General features: G+C 56.9%; 23 protein-coding genes. 9 read left to right on the plus strand and 14 right to left on the minus strand.

Translation table 11 applies throughout. The annotated features are described in order from the left end of the window. Positions 1 to 3: 3 nt before the first annotated feature. Together PHA01_RS04130 and PHA01_RS04135 are read left to right on the plus strand one after the other, a co-directional pair. Positions 4 to 597 (plus strand): hypothetical protein, encoded by a 594-nt coding sequence (locus PHA01_RS04130; RefSeq protein WP_271893523.1) that lies wholly within the window; start codon positions 4 to 6, stop codon positions 595 to 597. Further along, on the plus strand, positions 594 to 1145 hold the full coding sequence (locus tag PHA01_RS04135) for a GNAT family N-acetyltransferase (RefSeq protein ID WP_271893525.1): 552 nt from the start codon (positions 594 to 596) through the stop codon (positions 1143 to 1145). The genes PHA01_RS04130 and PHA01_RS04135 overlap by 4 nt, the downstream gene beginning before the upstream one ends. On the opposite strand, the gene PHA01_RS04140 is transcribed toward PHA01_RS04135, so the two are convergent. After that, complete coding sequence (locus PHA01_RS04140) at positions 1124 to 1759, minus strand: helix-turn-helix transcriptional regulator (protein WP_271893528.1); 636 nt, start codon at positions 1757 to 1759, stop codon at positions 1124 to 1126. The two genes, PHA01_RS04135 and PHA01_RS04140, sit on opposite strands and share 22 nt — an antisense overlap. Positions 1760 to 1876: 117 nt before the next feature. On the opposite strand from PHA01_RS04140, the gene PHA01_RS04145 reads away from it, so the two are divergent. Together PHA01_RS04145 and PHA01_RS04150 are read left to right on the plus strand one after the other, a co-directional pair. Next, complete coding sequence (locus PHA01_RS04145) at positions 1877 to 3313, plus strand: MFS transporter (RefSeq protein WP_271893531.1); 1437 nt, start codon at positions 1877 to 1879, stop codon at positions 3311 to 3313. A 7-nt stretch (positions 3314 to 3320) separates the two neighbouring features. Next, entirely contained in the window at positions 3321 to 3986 is a 666-nt protein-coding gene (locus tag PHA01_RS04150; RefSeq protein WP_271893534.1) for a GNAT family N-acetyltransferase, read from the plus strand. Positions 3987 to 3994: 8 nt separating this feature from the next. On the opposite strand, the gene PHA01_RS04155 is transcribed toward PHA01_RS04150, so the two are convergent. Beyond that, entirely contained in the window at positions 3995 to 5896 is a 1902-nt protein-coding gene (locus PHA01_RS04155; RefSeq protein WP_224505725.1) for an ABC-F family ATP-binding cassette domain-containing protein, read from the minus strand. Between the two features lie 91 nt (positions 5897 to 5987). Further along, on the minus strand, positions 5988 to 6500 hold the full coding sequence (locus tag PHA01_RS04160) for a DinB family protein (RefSeq protein ID WP_271893536.1): 513 nt from the start codon (positions 6498 to 6500) through the stop codon (positions 5988 to 5990). A 97-nt stretch (positions 6501 to 6597) separates the two neighbouring features. Here PHA01_RS04160 and PHA01_RS04165 point away from each other — a divergent pair, with 97 nt between their 5' ends. Then, entirely contained in the window at positions 6598 to 8055 is a 1458-nt protein-coding gene (locus PHA01_RS04165; RefSeq protein ID WP_271893539.1) for an MFS transporter, read from the plus strand. A 102-nt stretch (positions 8056 to 8157) separates the two neighbouring features. Continuing rightward, a complete protein-coding gene (gene ndk, locus PHA01_RS04170; protein ID WP_112527903.1) occupies positions 8158 to 8580 on the plus strand; it encodes a nucleoside-diphosphate kinase in 423 nt (140 codons plus the stop codon). A 58-nt stretch (positions 8581 to 8638) separates the two neighbouring features. Here the strand turns inward: ndk and PHA01_RS04175 are convergent, their stop codons facing one another. The 6 genes from PHA01_RS04175 to PHA01_RS04200 form a co-directional block, all read right to left on the minus strand. After that, positions 8639 to 9076 carry an META domain-containing protein gene (locus tag PHA01_RS04175; protein ID WP_271893542.1) on the minus strand — a complete coding sequence of 146 codons (438 nt, stop codon included), beginning with the start codon at positions 9074 to 9076 and terminating at the stop codon, positions 8639 to 8641. Next, positions 9073 to 9546, minus strand: coding sequence for a molybdenum cofactor biosynthesis protein MoaE (locus tag PHA01_RS04180; protein ID WP_271893544.1), 474 nt, complete (start codon positions 9544 to 9546; stop codon positions 9073 to 9075). The genes PHA01_RS04175 and PHA01_RS04180 overlap by 4 nt, the downstream gene beginning before the upstream one ends. A gap of 3 nt (positions 9547 to 9549) precedes the next feature. After that, the gene (gene moaD, locus PHA01_RS04185) at positions 9550 to 9804 is read right to left on the minus strand and encodes a molybdopterin converting factor subunit 1 (protein ID WP_112527909.1); all 255 of its coding nucleotides are present in this window, start codon (positions 9802 to 9804) and stop codon (positions 9550 to 9552) included. Between the two features lie 3 nt (positions 9805 to 9807). Further along, entirely contained in the window at positions 9808 to 10392 is a 585-nt protein-coding gene (gene pgsA, locus PHA01_RS04190; protein ID WP_112527913.1) for a CDP-diacylglycerol--glycerol-3-phosphate 3-phosphatidyltransferase, read from the minus strand. 109 nt (positions 10393 to 10501) lie between these two features. Continuing rightward, positions 10502 to 12601: an excinuclease ABC subunit UvrC gene (uvrC, locus tag PHA01_RS04195; RefSeq protein WP_271893546.1), complete on the minus strand. Its 2100-nt coding sequence runs from the start codon at positions 12599 to 12601 to the stop codon at positions 10502 to 10504. After that, on the minus strand, positions 12598 to 13365 hold the full coding sequence (locus tag PHA01_RS04200) for an SDR family oxidoreductase (protein WP_271893548.1): 768 nt from the start codon (positions 13363 to 13365) through the stop codon (positions 12598 to 12600). The genes uvrC and PHA01_RS04200 overlap by 4 nt, the downstream gene beginning before the upstream one ends. Positions 13366 to 13867: 502 nt before the next feature. Here PHA01_RS04200 and PHA01_RS04205 point away from each other — a divergent pair. Beyond that, entirely contained in the window at positions 13868 to 14512 is a 645-nt protein-coding gene (locus PHA01_RS04205) for an outer membrane protein (RefSeq protein ID WP_112527919.1), read from the plus strand. Positions 14513 to 14567: 55 nt separating this feature from the next. On the opposite strand, the gene PHA01_RS04210 is transcribed toward PHA01_RS04205, so the two are convergent. From PHA01_RS04210 to PHA01_RS04225, 4 genes are all read right to left on the minus strand, one after another. Beyond that, the gene (locus tag PHA01_RS04210; protein WP_271893549.1) at positions 14568 to 15164 is read right to left on the minus strand and encodes a glutathione S-transferase; all 597 of its coding nucleotides are present in this window, start codon (positions 15162 to 15164) and stop codon (positions 14568 to 14570) included. A gap of 86 nt (positions 15165 to 15250) precedes the next feature. Next, on the minus strand, positions 15251 to 15991 hold the full coding sequence (locus PHA01_RS04215) for a ribonuclease T2 family protein (RefSeq protein WP_271893550.1): 741 nt from the start codon (positions 15989 to 15991) through the stop codon (positions 15251 to 15253). Positions 15992 to 16003: 12 nt separating this feature from the next. Beyond that, a complete protein-coding gene (locus tag PHA01_RS04220) occupies positions 16004 to 16450 on the minus strand; it encodes a hypothetical protein (protein ID WP_271893551.1) in 447 nt (148 codons plus the stop codon). A gap of 69 nt (positions 16451 to 16519) precedes the next feature. After that, a complete protein-coding gene (locus PHA01_RS04225) occupies positions 16520 to 17368 on the minus strand; it encodes a 23S rRNA (adenine(2030)-N(6))-methyltransferase RlmJ (protein ID WP_271893553.1) in 849 nt (282 codons plus the stop codon). 163 nt (positions 17369 to 17531) lie between these two features. On the opposite strand from PHA01_RS04225, the gene PHA01_RS04230 reads away from it, so the two are divergent. Both PHA01_RS04230 and PHA01_RS04235 read left to right on the plus strand, forming a co-directional pair. Beyond that, entirely contained in the window at positions 17532 to 18374 is an 843-nt protein-coding gene (locus tag PHA01_RS04230) for an EamA family transporter (protein WP_271893555.1), read from the plus strand. Between the two features lie 87 nt (positions 18375 to 18461). Further along, the gene (locus PHA01_RS04235; protein WP_271893557.1) at positions 18462 to 19259 is read left to right on the plus strand and encodes a hypothetical protein; all 798 of its coding nucleotides are present in this window, start codon (positions 18462 to 18464) and stop codon (positions 19257 to 19259) included. Between the two features lie 10 nt (positions 19260 to 19269). On the opposite strand, the gene PHA01_RS04240 is transcribed toward PHA01_RS04235, so the two are convergent. Beyond that, positions 19270 to 19917, minus strand: a complete 648-nt coding sequence (locus PHA01_RS04240; protein ID WP_271893558.1) for a glutathione S-transferase family protein — start codon at positions 19915 to 19917, stop codon at positions 19270 to 19272. Positions 19918 to 19920 lie beyond the last annotated feature (3 nt).

The following is a 19920-nucleotide window of genomic DNA, read 5'->3' on the forward strand; positions in this document are numbered from 1 at the left end:
TTGATGCGTCCGCTTTTGCTACTCCTCTTGATCGCTGGAATCGTGCTCGGGATTGGATATCCTTGGGTGGTCGGCAATTTCTCGGGAGAAGAAATCGGGTCATGGCGCGTCTATGATCGTCCCGGTCCCTACAAACCTGTCACCGTAACTTTGACCGCGGGCGACGCTCCGGTGCGCGCCTTCGTCGACATGCAGCCTTTGCGGAATTTCGTCCCTTCCGTCGGGCGCTCGGCGCTGACGGCCGTCGTCACGCGGCAAGGCAAGGACGTTCTTGTCAAGACCTTGAACTACGAGAACAGCAAAGCGGCCAACAGGGGCTCACCGCAGGGCCCGCAGGTCTATCGCGACGGCATCGGAGATATCGATCCGGTCGAAGATGGCGATTACGTCTTCACCATCGGACCTGGCGATTTCGACGGCCTGGAGGTGGCGGAGGTTGATCTTGTCTTGCGCAAGGGCGCTGCCGCCGTCGACTGGCGAGCCATGCCTGCTGGCATCGCGCTGATTGTGATCAGTCTTTTTGGGCTCGTTCGCCTGAGACGCAGTCGCAAGGCAGCAGCAAGCAACGTACCGCCTCCGCCCAAGTGGGGCAGATGATGGTGGATCAGGCAGGGACGTTTCCAAAGATCCTTACCGAAAGACTTCGGTTGCGCCGATTCGAGCCAAAGGATGATGCCGGGCTCCACGCCTGTATTGGAGATGCAAATCTCGTGCGCTACTGGGATTTTTCTGCCTGCAAGAATATTCAGGAAACGCGGAGCTGGGTACGGGTGCTCGCCAAAACCACGTCACCCAATGAATCCATCGCTTGGGCGGTTGCCGAAAAGGACAGCGATAATTGCATCGGCATGGTCAATTATCATCACCGTGAGCCGCTCAATCGCCGCTTGGAGATCGGCTACATTCTTCGATCGGAATGGCACGGCCGGGGACTAATGAGCGAAGGGATCCAAGCGGTGATGTCCCATTGCCTCGGTAAGCTGAATACCCACCGCATCGCAGCAGTTATTCATCCCGACAATGCCCCGTCCATCAGGCTGGTGACGCGACTTGGATTCGCATGCGAGGGCGGGCCGCTGCGTGATTACTGGCGTGTGGGCAACAACTATATGAGCCCCATGCTTTACAGTTTCATCGCCAACTGACGATCCTCATTGTGCTTTTCGACGATGCGGTAGGCACAGCGCCGGGCACCTTTCAATATGTGCTCGAAACGTTTGACCTCGACATTCGGCCCAAGCGCCGCCTGAAACACCTCGAGCTCTGACCGGCATAACTTCTGGCAGGCTTTGGCCGCTACGCAGATAGGGCAGTGATTCTCGATCAGGACAAGATCGCCGCCCGCGTCCCGGCCGACTTCGGCCATGTAGCCCTCTGCCGAACGAATTTCTGCGAGTTGTTGGACTTTCAGTTCCAGCGACGTAATCGACGCAAGCGCCGAGCGGTATTGGGTGAGGGTCGATTTTTCGCGATGGGAAATCAACTGGTCGAGACCGGCATCACCAAAGACTGCTGACACCGACGCCAGAAGGTCCACTGTCAATTCGGCATGGTTGTCGGGAAATTGGGCGTTTCCCGCATCGGTCAAATGCCAGAAGCGCTTGGGCCTTCCGACACTCTCCCGGCTATCTTCGAAAGCCACAAGACCGTCCTCGTGGAGACGTGTAAGCATCTGCCGCACCGCCACGGGGGTAACGCCAAGCCGGTCGGCCAGTACCGCGGCGCTCTGCGCTCCGGCCACTTTCAGCGAATAAAGCATGCGATTTGTCGTGCGATCCTGCATGGACATAAGATAGCAAGAAAAATTTAAAAAGCTATTGCTTGTTTTATTAGGAGGAATATAAAAATATAAAACTTGTTAAATTGAGGAAGTGCCATGCACGAGACGACAGAAGAAACCGGCAGTACCAGCTGGTCGGAGCTCTTGAGCCCGTCATATTCGGCGGCGACCCTGACGCTATGCCTTGGTGTAGCGCTGTTCGCCTTCAATGGTTTCCTGGTTTCCACATCACTTCCGACGGCAGTGCGCGAAATTGGCGGACTCGAGCTGATTTCCTGGGCTTTCACCCTCTATCTCGTCCTCTCCATTGTCGGCGGCGCCAGTGGCGCATTGCTGAAGGCCCGAGTAGGCGCGAGGATGGCGCTGGTGGGCGCCGCGCTGGTGTTTCTTGCGGGCACGCTCATCGCAGCGTTCGCTTCGTCGATGACCGAGGTATTGATCGGACGTGCGTTTCAAGGACTTGGCGAGGGCATCATCGCCGCGATTTGCTACGCACTTATTCCCGAACTTTTCCCCTCGCGGCTCGTTTCCAAAGTTTTCGGCGCTGAGGCCGTCGTTTGGGCGGTGGCTGCCTTCGGTGGGCCGTTGGTCTCGGGTCTGCTTACCGAACATCTGTCGTGGCGTGCCGCGTTCCTCGTCAATGTGCCTTTGGCCCTGATATTCATTGCACTGGTCTTCTATATCGTGCCCAGGTTTTCCGGCGAGATCGCACGCCTGTCCGTACCGTTCCTCCGGTTGGCGGCCATCGGGTTCGGTATCATGCTGGTCGCCTTTGCCAGCATCATGCAGACGGTTGCGACGGAAGTGCTGTTTGTTCTGGGTGCTGCAACAGTTCTGGCCTCGGTAGTCATCGTCGACCGGCGCAGCCGCACACCCCTCTTTCCGTCCGATGCATTCGCTCTGAATTCCACTGTCGGCATTGGCCTATGGATTGTCCTGCTCATGCCGGTTGCACAAGCCTCGACGTCCGTTTACCTGGTGATGACCCTACAGAACCTCTGGGGTTATGGCCCGACAAAGGCAGGTGCGTTCAGTGCCACGTTCGCCATTGCTTGGAGTACCGTTGCCATCTTCGTTGCCAACATACAGGACCAGCGCCGCCGTGCATGGTTGATCCGGCTCGGGCCAACTCTTCTCGTTGCCGGCCTTGCCACCATCGTCTTCGGCTTCTTCGTCGATAGGCCGTTGGTCGTAATGCTGGGTCAGATCGCCATTGGCACCGGTTTTGGTGTCAGCTGGGGTTTTCTCAGCCAGTCGGTCATGGAATCAGCGCGAAGCGGCGAACGTGACCGCGCCTCGGCCCTGTTGCCGACCCTGCAATCCGTTGGTTATGCGATCGGTGCCGCTCTCGCTGGTCTCGTTGCCAATGCCGTGGGCTATCCTGAAGCCACGACACCGGCGGCCCTGCGCGACGCCACGATAATTGTCTTTGCCGTTTCGACCGTCATCGGCGTTGGTGCTTTCGTGGCCGGGTTCGCCTTGCCAACGCGCAAGAAAACTCTACTGGCGATCGAAATGCAAAAACGGCTATAGATCACCGATGGCAATTGATGAGCGAGATTTGAGGGCCGATCCTGCAATCGTCAGGACATGGGTCGAGGGATGGGCGCTAACCCGTCAGGTGGCGGCGCCCGTTTTCGAGAACGGGGGCTATCGTGTCGAAGTTGGTCTTCCGGACCAGTTGAGGCGCTATGTTTTCTCAGATTATTCCGATTGGGTCCGTCAGCATGCCGAGGCCATATCCGAGCCGGCGATCTTTCTGAAGGTCTGTGCGCCGCCGGAGCTTGTCCAGCCGAATCTGCCGGCGCGTTGGCATATTCAATCTCCCGCATTCATGATGTTGCTGTCTGGCCCCATGCAAAGCGAAACCACCTCATTGCCGGATGGCTTTGTATATGACCATCAGGTGTATGATGGCGTAACCATCGTCAATGTCCTTGACAGGGCCGGGGAGGTCGCGGCCACGGGAAGGATAGGATTTCCTGGGGAATTGGCTGTCTATGATCGGATAAGTACCCATGAGAACCATCGCCGCAAGGGGCTCGGCCGGTCTGTCATGAAGCGGCTGGAAATGCTTTCCCATGAAAAAGGCATACAACGGGCGGCACTCGTGGCAACGCCTGATGGCCGTGCACTCTATGAACCGCTCGGCTGGCAGGTATATTGCCTTTATACAACCGCCGTTATTCCGAAGCCCGATGCTTGAAACTGGCGCTACTGCGCCAGTTCGGTCATCGCCTCTTCATATTCGCCGGAAAGTGTCAGCCACTCTTCTTCCGCGCGGGCAAGCGAAGACTTGGCATAGCCGATTTCCTTGCCGATCTGCGTCGCCTTGGCCGGTTCGCGCGTATAGATGACCGGATCGGCAAGCTGAATCTGCAGCGAGTCGATCTTCTTCTGGAAACGATGCACCTGTGCTTCCGCTTCCTGGATCTTCTTTTGCAAAGGCTTCAAAGCTTCACGCTTCTGCGCGGCAAGCTTGCGTTGCTCGGCCTTACTCAGTTTCTGGCCCTCTTCGACCACGATCTTGTTGCCCGACCGCTCCGCTTTCGCATCGGCCAACACCAGCGAGCGATAGGCATCGAGATCGCCATCGTAAGGCGCGACACCGCCATCGCGAACCAGCCAAAGCCGGTCCATGGTTGCTTCGATCAAATGGCGATCATGGGCGATCAGGATGACGGCGCCATCGAAATCGTTCAGCGCGTGCATCAGTGCTTCACGGCTGTCGATGTCGAGATGGTTCGTCGGCTCGTCGAGGATGAGCAGGTTCGGACCCTGGAAGGTGGCAAGCCCCATCAAAAGCCGGGCTTTTTCACCGCCGGAAAGATCTTTTGCCGCCGTGTTCATCTTGACCGTGGCCAGACCCATGCGCGACACGCGCGCGCGTACCTTGGACTCCGGCGCGTCCGGCATTAATTTGCGCACATGCTCGATCGCATTGTCCTCGGGGATCAGATCATCGAGTTGATGCTGGGCGAAGAACGAGATTTTCAGGTTCGGCGCGACGGTGATCTTGCCTTTTTGCAAGGGCAGGCGACCGCCAATAAGCTTGGCAAGCGTCGACTTACCATTGCCGTTCGAGCCGAGCAGGGCAATGCGGTCATCCGCATCGATACGCAGATTGAGATGCTTGAGAATGGGTTTGCCCGGCGTGTAGCCGACTTCGCCGCTCTCAATGGCGATAATAGGCGAAGCCACCACTTTTTCCGGTTCCGGAAAATGAAATGGCATCACGTGATCTTCAATGTGAGCGGAAATCGGCTTCAGCTTCTGCAGTGCCTTCAGGCGGGACTGCGCCTGCTTGGCTTTGGATGCCTTGGCACGGAAACGCTCGACGAAAGCCTCCATGTGGCTCCGTTGTGCTTCCTGCTTCACGCGCTGCTTCTGCTGCAATTCGAGTGCTTCGCTGCGAAGTTTCTCGAATTGATCGTAGTTGCCCTGCCACAGCGTCAGCTTGGTCTGGTCGAGATGGATGATCGAGTTCACCGCGGAGTTCAGAAGGTCGCGGTCGTGGCTGATCAGGATCACTGTGTGCGGATAACGCCGAACATAATCCTCGAGCCACAGTGTGCCTTCAAGATCGAGATAGTTGGTCGGCTCGTCGAGCAGCAGCAAATCTGGCTCTGCGAAAAGGACCGCTGCGAGAGCTACGCGCATCCTCCAGCCGCCCGAGAATGATGATGCCGGACGCTTCTGCGCTTCCGCGTCGAAGCCAAGACCCGAGAGGATCGCGCCGGCGCGCGCTTCGGCTGAATGCGCATCGATATCCGCAAGCCGAATATGGATATCGGCGATACGGTGCGGGTCGGTGGCTGTCTCGGCCTCTGCCAGCAAATCAGTGCGCTCGGTATCGGCGGCGAGCACGATCTCGATGAGGGAATCCTCGGTGCCCGGCGCTTCCTGCGCCACCTGACCGATCTTGATGTTCTTCGGCAGGAAGAAATCGCCGGTCTCGGCGTGAAGTTCACCGGTAATCACTTTGAACAGCGTTGATTTGCCCGCGCCATTACGCCCGACCAGTCCAGCCTTGGTGCCGGATGGCAGATTCAGGCTGGCGTGGTCGATGAGCAGACGGCCGGCCATACGCACGGAAATATCGTCGAGAATAAGCATGGCCGCGCTTTTGCACGGGAAATGCCTTTTCCGCAAGACTGTACTGTTGCATATCTGCCGTGCGCTTGAGGTAAAGAGACGTCACAACACCTTATGAATAAGGTCTGCCTTCTTCCGTTCGCTGGAACTGAATGAGATCGAACGACGGTGCAGCTTTGCCGAGCGCCGTCAAAATTGCGTGTGCCTGACCACGATGGTGCGTCTGGTGATTGAAAAGATGCGCCAATGCCGGAGCAAGACGCTGGCTGATCGTTCGCATGTCGCTGACCGTCGTATAGGTGAAGCGTCCGGCAATATCCGAGCTGTCCAGGGTGTTGACCCAGTCGATAATGCGCGCATCCTCTTCTTCTCGTGCAACCTTCAACGCGTCCAGTTTTTCAAAAAGGGTCGCATCTAGCGCCTTTGGTGCATCGCCTTCGCCGGTGAAGCGGTAGAGCCAGATACGATCAGTCACCAGCAGATGGTTCAGGGTGCCGTGCAGCGAAGTGAAGAATGCCCGCACGTCGCGCCGGTATTCTTCATCGTCGAGCTCGGCTGCCGCGGCATAGAGCCGTTGGTTTACCCAGCGATTATATGCGGCAAGCATCCTGAAATGCTGTTCCATTACATCGGCTTTCTGTAAATAAGGTGGGCGTTATTGACATGATGATATCTGAAGGAGGAGGTGTTTCCATGGAAATCATTTTGCCGCGAGAAATGAAATGACCGGTCCGCAACTCCTCCCCTGCGAAACGCCTGATGTGAAACCGCCGAGAGGGTCGAAAAGCAAGACCCATTGGGTTCTGCCCGCCACGATTCTCGGCTCGAGCCTGGGCTTCATCGACAGTTCCGTCGTGAACGTCGCACTCCCCGCGATTCAGGGGAGTTTTGGATCGAGCCTCGCCACCATGCAGTGGGTGGTCAATGGCTATATGCTGATGCTTGCGAGTCTCATTTTGCTCGGCGGGTCGGTTGGTGATCGTTTCGGCCGGCGACGCATTTTCATCGTCGGCCTCATGGGCTTTGCTGTTGCCTCGATGGGATGCGGTTTGGCGCCATCGGCCGGATGGCTGATAGCGATGCGGCTGTTGCAGGGCGCGAGTGCTGCGATGCTCGTGCCCGCCAGTCTTGCGATTATCAGTGCTGCCTTCAGGGGAGAGGCGCGCGGGCGGGCGATCGGAACGTGGGCGGCGGCGGGTGCTCTCACGATGGCACTGGGGCCTCCATTCGGTGGCTGGCTGGTCGATACGGTGGGCTGGCGTTCAATCTTTTTCATCAATCCACCGATTGCCGCCATCGCGTTGTTCTTCGCCTGGAAGTTGCCGTCCGACTATCGTAGCAACGGTGCATCGGACCCCCTTGACCTGCGCGGCTCCATGCTTGTGGTACTGGCTCTCGGACTACTCTGCTACGGTTTGATTGCGTCCGGTGGGGGTAACGGTTTGATCGGATGGCTCGCCATCGCTGCGGCCATTCCTGTGGGTGTGCTGTTCGTTGTTGCTGAAGCTCACTCCGTCGCGCCGATTATGGCGCTGTCACTGTTCCGCGATCGAGATTTTGCGGGTGCCAACGGCATCACGGTGCTGTTGTATGCCGCGCTCAGCGCAGCCTTGTTTTTGCTGCCGTTTCTGTTGATCGAGGTCCATAAGTATAGCGCGACCGCGGCAGGGGCGGCGTTGTTGCCATTTTCGCTGATCATGGGGATTGGATCGCGCTGGACCGGAGGGCTGGTCGAACGGATCGGGGCGCGGATACCGCTGATAATCGGCCCTTTGGCTACGGGGCTTGGCTTCGTGATCCTGGGTCTGTCCGGCAAGTATCCGGGCTATTGGATGGGCTTCCTGCCTGGACTGATCGTCGTTGGCCTAGGCATGACGCTTAGCATTCCGCCGCTGACGACCACCGTCTTCGATTCCGCGCCGGATGAAAAAAGCGGCACGGCATCCGGCGTCAACAATGCGGCGGCACGGGGCGGGGGGCTTGTAGCAGTCGCGGCTCTGGGGCTTGCCTTCGGCGGATCGGAACTTTCCTCCATGGACGCTAATGCTCTCACCGATGCCTACCGGCTCATCATGTTTGGAGCAGCGAGCCTTGCTGCCCTGAGTGCGGTTATTGCAGCACTGACGATTGGCAAGCGTAGCGTAGTACCCGCGAGGGAACCGGTGCCCAAACGACGTTGAAATAGTCTGCTACCGCAATGGATTGGCAAAAGGTCTATTGGCAAATGGGCTGCCTGACGCTATAGAGCGCCACCATTCCCCCAAATGACAAGGTTTCACCAAATGGCAATTGAACGCACTTTTTCGATGATCAAGCCCGACGCGACCCGCCGCAATCTCACCGGTGCCATCACCCAGAAGTTTGAGGAGGCTGGCCTTCGCGTTGTAGCTTCCAAGCGCGTGTGGATGAGCCGCCGCGAAGCCGAAGGCTTCTACGCGGTGCATAAGGAGCGTCCATTCTTCGGTGAGCTGGTTGAGTCCATGTCCTCGGGCCCGACTATCGTTCAGGTTCTCGAAGGCGAGAACGCCATTGCCCGCAACCGTGAAATCATGGGCGCGACCAACCCGGCCAATGCTGACGAAGGCACGATCCGCAAGATTTTTGCCCTCTCGATCGGCGAGAACTCGGTTCATGGTTCCGATGCCCCTGAGACTGCTGCGGAAGAAATTGCCTACTGGTTTTCCGGTACTGAAATCGTGGGCTGATATTCTGCCATACGAATGAGAAAGCCGGGCAAATGCCCGGCTTTTTATTTTGAACCAATCAGTTTTGCTGCGCGAGTTTGACGATAGTTTTTCCGGCGCCGTCGTGCAGAAGCAGTTTGCCAGTGTCGGCATCGATTGCGTAGGACCGCGTCCGTTCAAGCGCGGAGAAGAACTTTTGTTCCTGATCCATCAGGGCAGGCGGACACATCATGCGTGTTGCAGCTGCCGGTTTGAAAGAGAGATTGGATCCATCGATCGTGGCGCTGGTCGTGAAGCGATTGCAACCGCCCGATCCGTTCGCAGATCCGTCGGCATTGATCGTCAGTGTCGTTTGCGCATTATCGATGACACCGCGCCCGTCGATGTCTTCGGCAAGCCATGTCACATTCCTGATCTCGCCTCCCGGTTCGTCACTGCGAGCGGAAAGTGACCAAACCAGCAATACCAGAACGGCGAGAAAGCCGATGATGAGTGAACCAACTGCGACACGGTTCATTTGGTTTTTTCCCAGCGCTTGAGTGCTTCCTCGTCGGTTGCCTTCGCCTCGACCCAGTCGCTGACTTCACCACTGACGAGGTGCTGCTTTTTCCAGAAAGGGGCAGCGTTCTTCAAATAGTCCATCAGAAAGGACGCGGCCTCGAAAGCCGCCTGCCGGTGAGCGGAGGCAGCGACGACAAGCACGATGTTCTCGCCAGGTTTGATGAAACCGTAGCGATGGACGACGGTCAGGCCCGTTAAACTCCAGCGGTCCAGGGTTTTTTCGGCGATACGGCCAATTTCGATCTCCGCCATGCCTGGATAGTGTTCGATTTCAAGTGCTGCCAGCGTCCCGGCCTCATCCCGGCAAAGGCCGTTGAATGTCACAACCGCGCCGATACCGCGGCGGTTCCTGGTCATCCGGTCAATTTCGGCGGCTGTATCGAAATCCTCAGCCTGGATCCGGATGAGTGGTTCGACCGTGCTCATGCCTTATCCCCCGGTCATCGGCGGAAAAAGCGCGATCTCGTGTGCACCCTTGATCGGCGCATCGTGTTCGACATGTTCCTGATTGATCGCGACGCGGATCACATCCTGGTATTCAAGCGCTGATTCATATTCTTCACCGCGGGACTTTAGATGGGTCAGCAGGTCATTGACCGTGACGATCGAGGGTTCGAGGTCGAGATATTCTTCGCCCTTGCCGATCCGTTCACGCACCCATGCGAAATAGACGAGTTTGGTCATTGGTCAGTCCACCACGTGTTTCAGCCCGGCCCGGAAATAATCCCAGCCAGTGTACAGCGTTATCAGTGCTGCGATCCACAATAGAATAATACCCAATATGGTGATCACGGGGACGATTTCGTCGCCGGCAGGTCCCGCCAGCAGAAATGCAATGGCAACCATCTGAATCGTGGTCTTCCACTTGGCAAGCTGGCTTACTGGCACGCTGACCTTGAGTTCCGCCAGATATTCGCGCAGGCCCGACACCAGAATTTCGCGGCAGAGGATGATGATGGCAGCCCAGAGCGACCAGCCGGCGATCGTTCCATCGGCCGCCAATAGGAGCAGACAGGCAGAAACGAGCAGCTTGTCTGCAATGGGATCGAGCATGCGGCCGATGGTCGAGGTCTGCTTCCAGATGCGTGCCAGATAGCCATCCAGGAAATCGGTTATGCTGGCGATAGCGAAGATCGCCAGAGCGCCCCAGCGCGCCGCGTCGCTAGATTGCAGGCGCCCTTCCAGAAAGAAGCATACCACCACAAGAGGGACGGCGATTATTCGGGCATAGGTAAGAATATTCGGCAGAGAGTAGGCGTTGTTTTTGGACATATTTTCAACCAATCAAATCAGTGCCGATCAAAAGGGTTCGACCGCCAAACGTCAAGCTCATCAACAGGGAGTCGGGCGCATTTATGTCCCGATTACAATAGTTAGAGTCCTATGTACGAAAATGATCGCGAATTGTAATGGCCATGGCTTCAGATATACCGTCGACCTTCATCAAATCTTCGACAGCCGCCCGCGAAACCGCCTTTGCCGTACCAAATTGATGCAACAAAGCGCGCTTTCGCGAAGGACCGATTCCCGCGATTTCGTCCAGCGGATTCTTTACCATCTCTTTCTTGCGCTTGGCCCGGTGCGTGCCGATAGCAAAGCGGTGTGCCTCGTCGCGAAGGCGCTGCAAAAAATACAGCACGGGATCACGCGGTGGAAGGGTAAAGGATAGCTTGCCCTCCATGAAGAACCGTTCGCGCCCCGCGTCGCGATCGACGCCCTTGGCGACGCCGATGGCGGTTACCTTGTCGGCAATGCCCATCTCCTGCAGGATACCGCGCACCGCGCTCATCTGGCCTTGACCGCCGTCGATAAGGATTATGTCAGGCCAAGCCGGGAAAGCATCGGAATCATCGTCGAATTCATCGATCTCCACATCCTCCGCCGGCGCATCCTTCGCTTCGGGCGTACCGTGCTCCTTGACCAATCGGCTGAAACGCCGCTCGATCACTTCGCGCATCATGCCAAAGTCGTCGCCCGGCGTGATCTCGGTCGAGCGGATGTTGAACTTGCGATACTGGTTTTTGACGAAACCTTCTGGACCCGCCACGATCATCGCGCCAATGGCGTTGGTGCCCATGATATGAGAGTTGTCGTAAACCTCGATGCGGCGCGGTGTTTTCTCCAGCCCGAAGGTCTCGGCCACGCCCTTGAGCAGGCGTGATTGCGATGAGGTCTCCGCCAACTGGCGGCCAAGCGCTTCGCGCGCATTGCTGAGGGCATGCTCGACCAGATCGCGTTTCTCGCCGCGCTGCGGAACTGTGATCGTGACCTTGCGATCCGATTTCGCCGTCAGCGCTACGCCAAGCAATTCCTGATCTTCGACCGTTTCGGAAAGCATGATCAATGCAGGGCAGGGCTTGTCATCATAGAACTGCGACAGGAATGCGCCGAGAACTTCGGCGCCCGAGAGCGACGAATCCGCCTTTGGATAATAGGCGCGGTTGCCCCAGTTCTGGCCGGTTCGAAAGAAAAACACCTGGATGCAGGTCACGCCACCGTCCTGATAGATGGCGAAAACGTCGGCCTCCTCCACCGATTGCGGATTGATGCCCGAATGTGCCTGAACGTGCGATAACGCTGACAGGCGATCGCGATATACGGCGGCGCGCTCGAAGTCGAGATCTGCCGAAGCCTCGCGCATCGCATCCGACAAATGCGTCTTCACAGCCTGGCTTTTACCCGAAAGAAACGCCTTGGTTTCGCTGACAAGTTCGTCATAGTCCGCTTCGCTGATCTCTCCCGTGCAGGGACCGGAGCAGCGCTTGATCTGGTAGAGCAGGCAAGGGCGCGTCCGGTTTTCATAGAACGAATCCGTACAGGTACGTAGAAGGAATGCACGCTGCAGAGCATTGATCGTGCGCCCGACTGCGCCCGCTGATGCGAAGGGTCCGAAATAATCGCCTTTGCTCGAGCGCGCGCCGCGATGCTTGAAAATTCCGGGTGCGAGCCGCCGATCAGCCTGTTTGGGTGCCGTGAGAAGGATGTACGGAAACGACTTGTCGTCCCGCATCAGCACATTAAACCGCGGCCGCAAGCGTTTGATCAGATTGGCTTCCAGAAGCAGCGCTTCTGTTTCTGTGCGGGTGACGACGAACTCCATTTTCATGGTTTCGCGGATCATCCGCGCGATGCGATTATTGTGGCCCTGACCGCGGGCATAGTTGGAAACACGCTTCTTCAGGCTGTGCGCTTTGCCCACATAGAGCACGTCGCCAGCCTCGTTGAACATGCGATAGACGCCCGGCTTGTTTGGCAAGCGCTTGACCAGCGCAGCGATCACGTCAGCGCCGCTTGTTCCATCGCTGACAACCGTCGAATCCCATTCGATTGCACTGATCAGAGCCGCTACGTCCCGGACAGGTTCGTTGCTTTCCTCGATTGGTTCGTCCAGATCCTCATCGGAGGGCAAATCGATATCGTCTTCTTTCACATCGTCGGAGAGAAGCTGTTTTGGGCTGGATTGATTTGCCGGGTCGTTCATTCTGCTATTCCTGAGACATCAGGCGTCTGCCATGCGAGATGCTGCCCGCCATCGAGAGCGATCATTTGCCCCGTAATAGATGGGGCTTCCCATAGATAGCGGATCGTGCGGCCGAATTCTGACAGATCGGGCCCATGTTTCAAAAGGAGCGTGCTCACCTGCCGATCGAAGTCGGCCTGGCTTTGCCTGTCACTCGGCATGGTTGGCCCAGGTGCGATACCGTTGACGCGGATCCGGGGTGCGAGAGCCTGGGCAAGCGTCTGCGTGGCAGTCCACAAAGCCGATTTGGACAAGGTATAGGATATGAATTTCGGCGTGAGCTTCCAGACACGCTGGTCGATCATATTGACCACCAGACCATCCTTGCCTGCTGGCAGCACCGCTGCCATCGCATCCGCAAGCAGGACGGGTGCCTTGACGTGGACGGCGAAATGCCGGTCCCAGATTGTGTCGTCGGACAGATTACCGATGCCGTCTTCCTGAAAAATCGAGGCATTGTTGACCAGCAGTTGCACCGGACCGAGTTGATCCTGTGCGTCACGAACAAGCCGGCGCACTGCATTGCTGTCGGAGAGATCGGCCTGCACCACGCACGCAGTGCCACCTGCCGCGTAAATATCCGTCAAAAGCTCTTCGCCCTCGTCGCGGGAATGATTGCAGTGGATCGCTACAGCAAAGCCATGTGCAGCCAGATCCTTGACAATCGCCTTGCCGATCCGCTTTGCACCACCGGTTACAAGAACAACGGGCTGATCAGTCTTCAAGTGGTGGCTCCTTCATGCGGCGATTCAATCACGAATATAGGGATCGCAGCATGAAAGCGCGAGAGTGAAAGGCCGCAACAGTGTCAGTAGTGAACAGATGCAATCGATCATCGAAGTTTATCTGCGCCAAGGCGGACGCGGGTCGTATAGCAACACAACATCCTCCTGCAAGCCAAGTCGAATACAAAACTTAAGCATCCATTAAGTGTAATATATTGCACTGCAATATCGAGAAACTTTCGACCAAATTTCTCTCAAATATCGTTTGGCATCTATGTTACTGGCTTACTATATTAGCGTTGAAATCATTGAAGAATTCGCGATGTTGCATAAAAAACACATCGCATTTCCGCCATTTTCTCGACAGTTTCTTTTCACAGTGCGGCGCAAGTGCCGCCACAATGCAAAGCGAATGTCTGCCCTGTCAAGCGGATGCAATTCTTGGTTCTTCCCCCCAACCAGTGCCCGCTCCGTGTAAAAGAGTTTAAAAAAGGAGATTGCCATGCGCACTCTTAAAACAACGATCCTCGCTACGGCGGCAGTGTTCACGCTCTCCGCTCCAGTATTCGCCGCCGACGCCATCCAGGAACAGCCACCTGCACCGGCTCCTATCGAAGCACCAGCTGCTGCTGATTGGTCCGGCGCTTACCTCGGCGCTTATGGCGGTTACGGCTGGAACAAGCACAAGACCGACGATTCTGGCAACATCAACGCCGATGGCTTCCAGGGCGGCGCTTACGGTGGTTACAACTTCCAGAACGGCCAGTTCGTCTATGGTGGTGAAGCCGACCTCGGCTACTCCGGTGGTGATGAGACCCGTGGCGGCATCAAGGCGAAGCAGGGCGTAGAAGGCTCGGTTCGTGCTCGCGCCGGTATCGCACTTGATCCGGTTCTGTTGTACGGCACAGGCGGTCTCGCCGTGACGAACAGCAAACTGTCTTCCGATACGGGTAGTGACTCAAACACGCGCGTCGGCTGGACAGTTGGTGCCGGTGCCGAAGCCAAGTTCACGCAGAACATCGTAGGCCGCGTCGAATATCGCTACAGCGATTACGGCAAGAAAGACTTCGACCTCGGCGGTCTTGACGACGTTTCCAGCAAGCTGACAACGAACGAGATTCGTGTCGGTGTTGGTTACAAGTTCTAAGCCACGACTGATTTGAAAAGAGCCGGGCAGGAAACTGCCCGGCTCTTTTTTTCGCTTATTTCGGCAGAAGGGCCGCCAAGTCCGGATGCAATTCCTCAAAGCGCTTCTGCCAGCGCTTGAGCTTTGAGCGGCCTTTTTCCCATTTGCCTTCAAAACGCAGGCTCGCATAGGCGAGGGCAGCCGCAAGAGCGATGTGCCCACCGTGTATTTTCTTGCCAAGGCGCGGCGGTGCGGCGTTGAGGTGATCAAGCACGCGAATAGCCTTGCCCCATTGGCGGTCGAGCCACGGCTGATGGATCTTTTCCTCCGGATGGAAGCGGCGCTCATAGACGTGAGCGAGCAGCACGTCGCAAAGCCCGTCGGCAACCGATTCCAGTTGTTCGGCCTCAAGCCTTTTTTCGGCATTGCGCGGGAAAATCTTGTTGCCCGACATGCGGTTCAGATATTGCGTGATGACGCGGCTGTCGAAGATTGCCTTGCCGTCATCCAGAATGAGCGTTGGAATCTTGCCGAGCGGATTGGCGTTGACCAGTTCCACCGGTTCGGCGTTGCTGTCCACCAGCACATTCTCGACAGGAACCCCCGCGTAAAGCGCGGCCATACGGACCTTGGTACTGTAGGGTGAGGCGGGGGAATATAGAATTTTCGGCACTGTGGACTCCCATTGATCGCGATTCGTTGCCGGAACCGTAAACCTGCCATTGGTTTTCGCAAAGAGCGGCATTTTCGCCTCACGACCTACTGCGCTGCAGGCATATCCACCGAGCGTCGCCTGCAAGAAGAACGTTCGACTTCAGGGCAGGGGCGGAAGTTGAGCTCCTTTGTCAGGCAAACGCGCACTTCCCGCAGATAGTCGCTGTCGCAGGTAACGGCGATGCCGTCTTTCGCAAGTCCCGGATTGGCTGAAACAAAGGCCTGTTCCAGTACTTGCGGATTGACCGGCGCACGCGATGTAGGCTGGCGGTAAGCGGCTGGAATCGCAACCCGCTTAACTGCCTGGCGCATAACGGAGAAATAGTCCTGCTGGGTCAGGCCGGTGCAGGAGCCATGCTTACGCCACTCATAGGTAACGAGACCCGGCGATGGCATGATATCGGACAATTGTTTGGCTTGGGCAAAGGGAACGTTGCGCGGCTGCGATGTATCGCAATCCTGCGGATAGCCCCGTTCATATTGCGGCCAGAGCCCATGCACGACAAATCCGTAAGGCCGCCCTGACGAACATTGTTGCTGATTGGCATTCGGCCCTTCCGCCGCACAATAGCTGGGTGACCAGGAAAGCGCGAGCACATAGTAGTCGAAGCCTGTTCCGGACGGCAGTGGCGAGGGCTGCCCGGCCTGCCGTTCTATCGGCGTATCTGAAGAAGGTGCAATAGGAACGTTCGTTACCGGCGCATTCTCTTCGCGCAGATAGGAAAGTATCGAAATGCCGATCAGAGCCGCAAACAGCGCATAGCGAGCCAGCTTACCGATCGGCATGCTTTGGCTTGATTAGTAAAGGGTGCGGCAATTGCCGTTGTAAACGTGCCAGCGATCAAATCCGGATACGCAGAATTCGACATTATTGCCGATACCGACGAAACCTTGCCCTTCTTCGACCAGATACCAAACCGGACGTTGACCACCGTCCGAGAGATGTGCTGTCGCGCGGCAGTAGTGGCGCGCCACGGCATCCATGTCCGGATCGCGGCTAGGCTCAAAGTGAGTCAGGCGTACGTCGGTGAAATCCTGGATCCCAACTTGAGGCAGATTTGGTACATGCCGTACCTGATAGGAAAACCTGTTGATGATGCGATTGAGGACGCGTGCCTGCCCGCACGTATCGTCGTAACCGGGTCCGCTTTCCACATAGTCTGCGGCCCGCGCCGGAGCGGCAGCCGAAGCCAGCGCCACGCCAACGGCGAAGGTTGCAGCAAGAAACGATGATACGCGTGTCATAGGATCACTCTCCGTGAAATCTCGTTGGTCGCAATCTCAACCAGCCGTTGCCTTCGGTCAAGCGACAAGTTACTCGCCGCGTATCCATTCGAGCGTGAAACCTGCATTCTGTTCTTCACTGAGGATTTTCGACAACGCTGGGAGCATGGTGCGCAGTTCGTCATCGAGCGTAAAGGGCGGGTTGACGATGATCATGCCGGTACCATCCAGCCGAGGTTCCGGCGAGGTTGCGCGAATCATGAGTTCGGTCCGCAATATCTTGGGGATGCCGGTATCGTGCAGCGCGGCTACAAACCGCCAGACTTCCTGCCGGTCCTTGACGGGATACCACAAAGCGAAGGTTCCACCGGAAAAGCGCTTGTGTGCCCGTACCAGCCCATCGACGAGACGGTCGAATTCACCTGCCACCTCGAACGGCGGATCGACCAGGACAAGCCCGCGTTTTTCCTTCGGGGGCACGTGCGCGCCGAGCGCCAGCCAGCCGTCCAGCTTGGTCACACGGACCTGAATATCGCCCTCGAATGTCTCCGTCAGCAACGCGGCATCTTCCGGATGCAATTCCAGCGCGGAAAGCCGGTCCTGCCGGCGCAAGAGATGCCGCACGATCAGCGGCGATCCCGGATAGTGCCGCATCTCTCCATCCGCATTTTCGGCGCGTACGATATCGAGATAGGGCTGGATGAGTCCCGCAACCTTGGCATCGATCTTGGCGTCGAGCAGCCGTCCGACGCCGTTCTGCCACTCGCCGGTCTTGCTAGCTTCGACACCGCTAAGATCGTACCGGCCTATGCCCGCATGGGTATCGATAACGCGAAAGGCTTGCTCCTTGCGTTGGAGATAGAGCACAATTCGCGTCAGGATGATGTGTTTGACCACATCGGCGAAATTGCCGGCATGATAGGCGTGTCGGTAGTTCATGCTGGGCTTCTCTCATGATGCGAGCCTGGTCGCAAGCGGGCCTGGTAGTTCATCATTTTCTTTGATGTTGAACTCCAGCTTATCGAATTTGCCATCCGTCGCAAATCTGTCATACAGCGCACCAGGCACACTCGTATCGCTGGCGTGCTGCGGGTGAGCAACAATGTCCGGAACTGTCGTCCTCATCGTGCTGTTTGCAGCACTCATGCATGCAAGCTGGAATGCCGTTGTCAAATCTGAGGGAAACAAGTTCCTCAACACAGTTGTTGTCGTCACATCTGCCGGCATCATAGCGGCAGTCTGCCTGCCATTTTTGACGCCACCAGCACGCGAAAGCTGGCCTTTCCTCGCTGCTTCCGGTGTCGCGCAGGTTATCTATCTTGCGCTGGTCGCGGCGGCGTATCGCAGCGGTGATATGAGCCAGGCTTATCCGATCATGCGTGGCACGGCGCCCTTGATCGTTGCAATTGCCAGCGGCCCGCTGATCGGCGAAGTGCTTTCCCTGCAAAAGTGGGCGGGAATCGCGTTGATCTGCAGCGGCGTCCTTGCGCTGGCGCTGGAGTCGCGACGACGCGCCGGGTCAAACCGCGCCACCACGATCTTTGCACTTACCAACGCGGTGGTGATTGCTTCTTACACCCTGATCGACGGCATCGGCGTTCGCCATTCAGGCGCGCCGGCTTCCTATACGATGTGGGTTTTTGTGCTGAATGCAGTGCCGTTGTTCATCTGGACGATGATCATGCGCCCGGGTGAATTATGGCCGCATTTCCTCAAGCGAACGCGGCTCGCAACCATTGGCGGGGTAGGCACGCTTGGCTCCTACGGCCTTGCGCTATGGGCCATGACCATGGCGCCAGTTGCCGCGGTCGCTGCTTTGAGGGAAACAGCGATCCTGTTTGCGGTGGCTATTTCGGCGTTCATTCTCAAGGAAAGCGTCGGGCCGAAGCGCCTTGCGGCCGTAGCTTTGATCGCAATGGGTGCCGCCGTCATGCGTCTGGCTTAAATTTTTGTAATCTACTGGCAAACATTGGATGTGCGCCCTATCTGCGGTTACGCATTTTGCTCGGGCCTATTCAGACTTGGATAAATCTTGGATATTTGCACCTTCTGGTTCGGTCCCTCGCTTCGTTTTGTTGACCGAATATGTCTGGCATCAATGCTCCTGGCAGGGCATCGCGTAAAACTTTTTTCATATGGCGAGATTGATAATGTACCGGCTGGCGTCGAAATTCACGATGCCGAGCAAATCCTTCCCCATCACACCTTCGCACGAATCAACCGTAATTTTCCAGCTATCACACCCGGTGTTTCGATTCTCCAGTTCAGCGATCTGTTCCGGGTTATGTTGATGAAGTATGACCAGGGAGCCTGGCTTGATACGGATGTTTACCTGCTGAAGCCGTTTCTTCCATCGCCGGACAAGCCATATCTCGCGCATGATACCCTGACGAGGCTTGGTGTTTCCGCGCTATATCTGCCAACAGGTAATCCTATCATCGGCGATTTTGTCGCCTATATCCAGGGAACCGAAGTTCTCCCCGATTGGCTCGGCTTTCACCGGCGTGTAATCAAGCCAGCCCTGGCTCGATGGAATGGCAAACAAGTTACGACGGCGATGATCGGCCATACTGTCTTTGGCAATGACGGCATCTCGCGTCTGGCGCGCCGGCACGGTTTTTTCACAGATGCTGCACCGAAACAAAGTTTCTACTATTGGACCGGCCGAGATGCACTTCGCATATTCGACCCGAAATACGGCCTGGAACCGACACGTCACAAAGACTTCATCGGGTTCCATATCCACAAGAAAAAGCCGACAGATCTGCCGGCCGAGCCCGGAAGTTTCTATCATTGGGCGATTGGAAGGGTGCAGCACCTGCTGGTTTGAACAAAGAGCGCTACTCCGGCCGCATGTGGAAATAAGGCTGTGCTTCCTCCACTGCTCTCGCAAAGGATGGCCGGTTCGTCAGTTTGTCCAGATAACGCGATACGTTCGGATGTTCGGCACCGAGCGGGACAGTCAGGTTGGCATAGAAAAGTGCCGGTGAAGCCGCGCAGTCCGCCATTGTATAGTGATCGCCTGTCGCCCAAACGGTGTTCGCAAGTTCCTTTTCCAGGATGCCATAGGCAACCGCGAGTTTCTTTTTGCACTCGTTGACTCCGAACGCGTCGTTCTGGCCCTCCGGCCGGAAATTATCAGTCACGATCTTCTGCATCGGCACCTGGACATGCAGGTCGAAAAACCTGTCGAGCTGCCGTGCCCTGAATGCCAACTCGATATCGGCTGGCAGCATCTGCGTCTTGCCCGGATAATGCTGGTCAAGATATTCGATGATCAGGCTGGATTCAGGGATCGTCTTGCCGCGCGCTTCGTCCCGGAGCACTGGAAATTGCCGGATCGGCCAGATCTCGGTAAAGCTCGCGCTTGCCACCGGGTCCATGAAATCGACAACTTCCTTCTTGAAGGGCAGGTCTTTCTCATAAAGCGCGGTCAGCACCTTCATGCAGAAAGACGATAGCGGGTGATAATACAGCCTCAGCGACATTTC

Origin of the sequence: Candidatus Phyllobacterium onerii, assembly GCF_028331445.1 — a bacterium.
GTDB lineage: Bacteria > Pseudomonadota > Alphaproteobacteria > Rhizobiales > Rhizobiaceae > Phyllobacterium > Phyllobacterium onerii.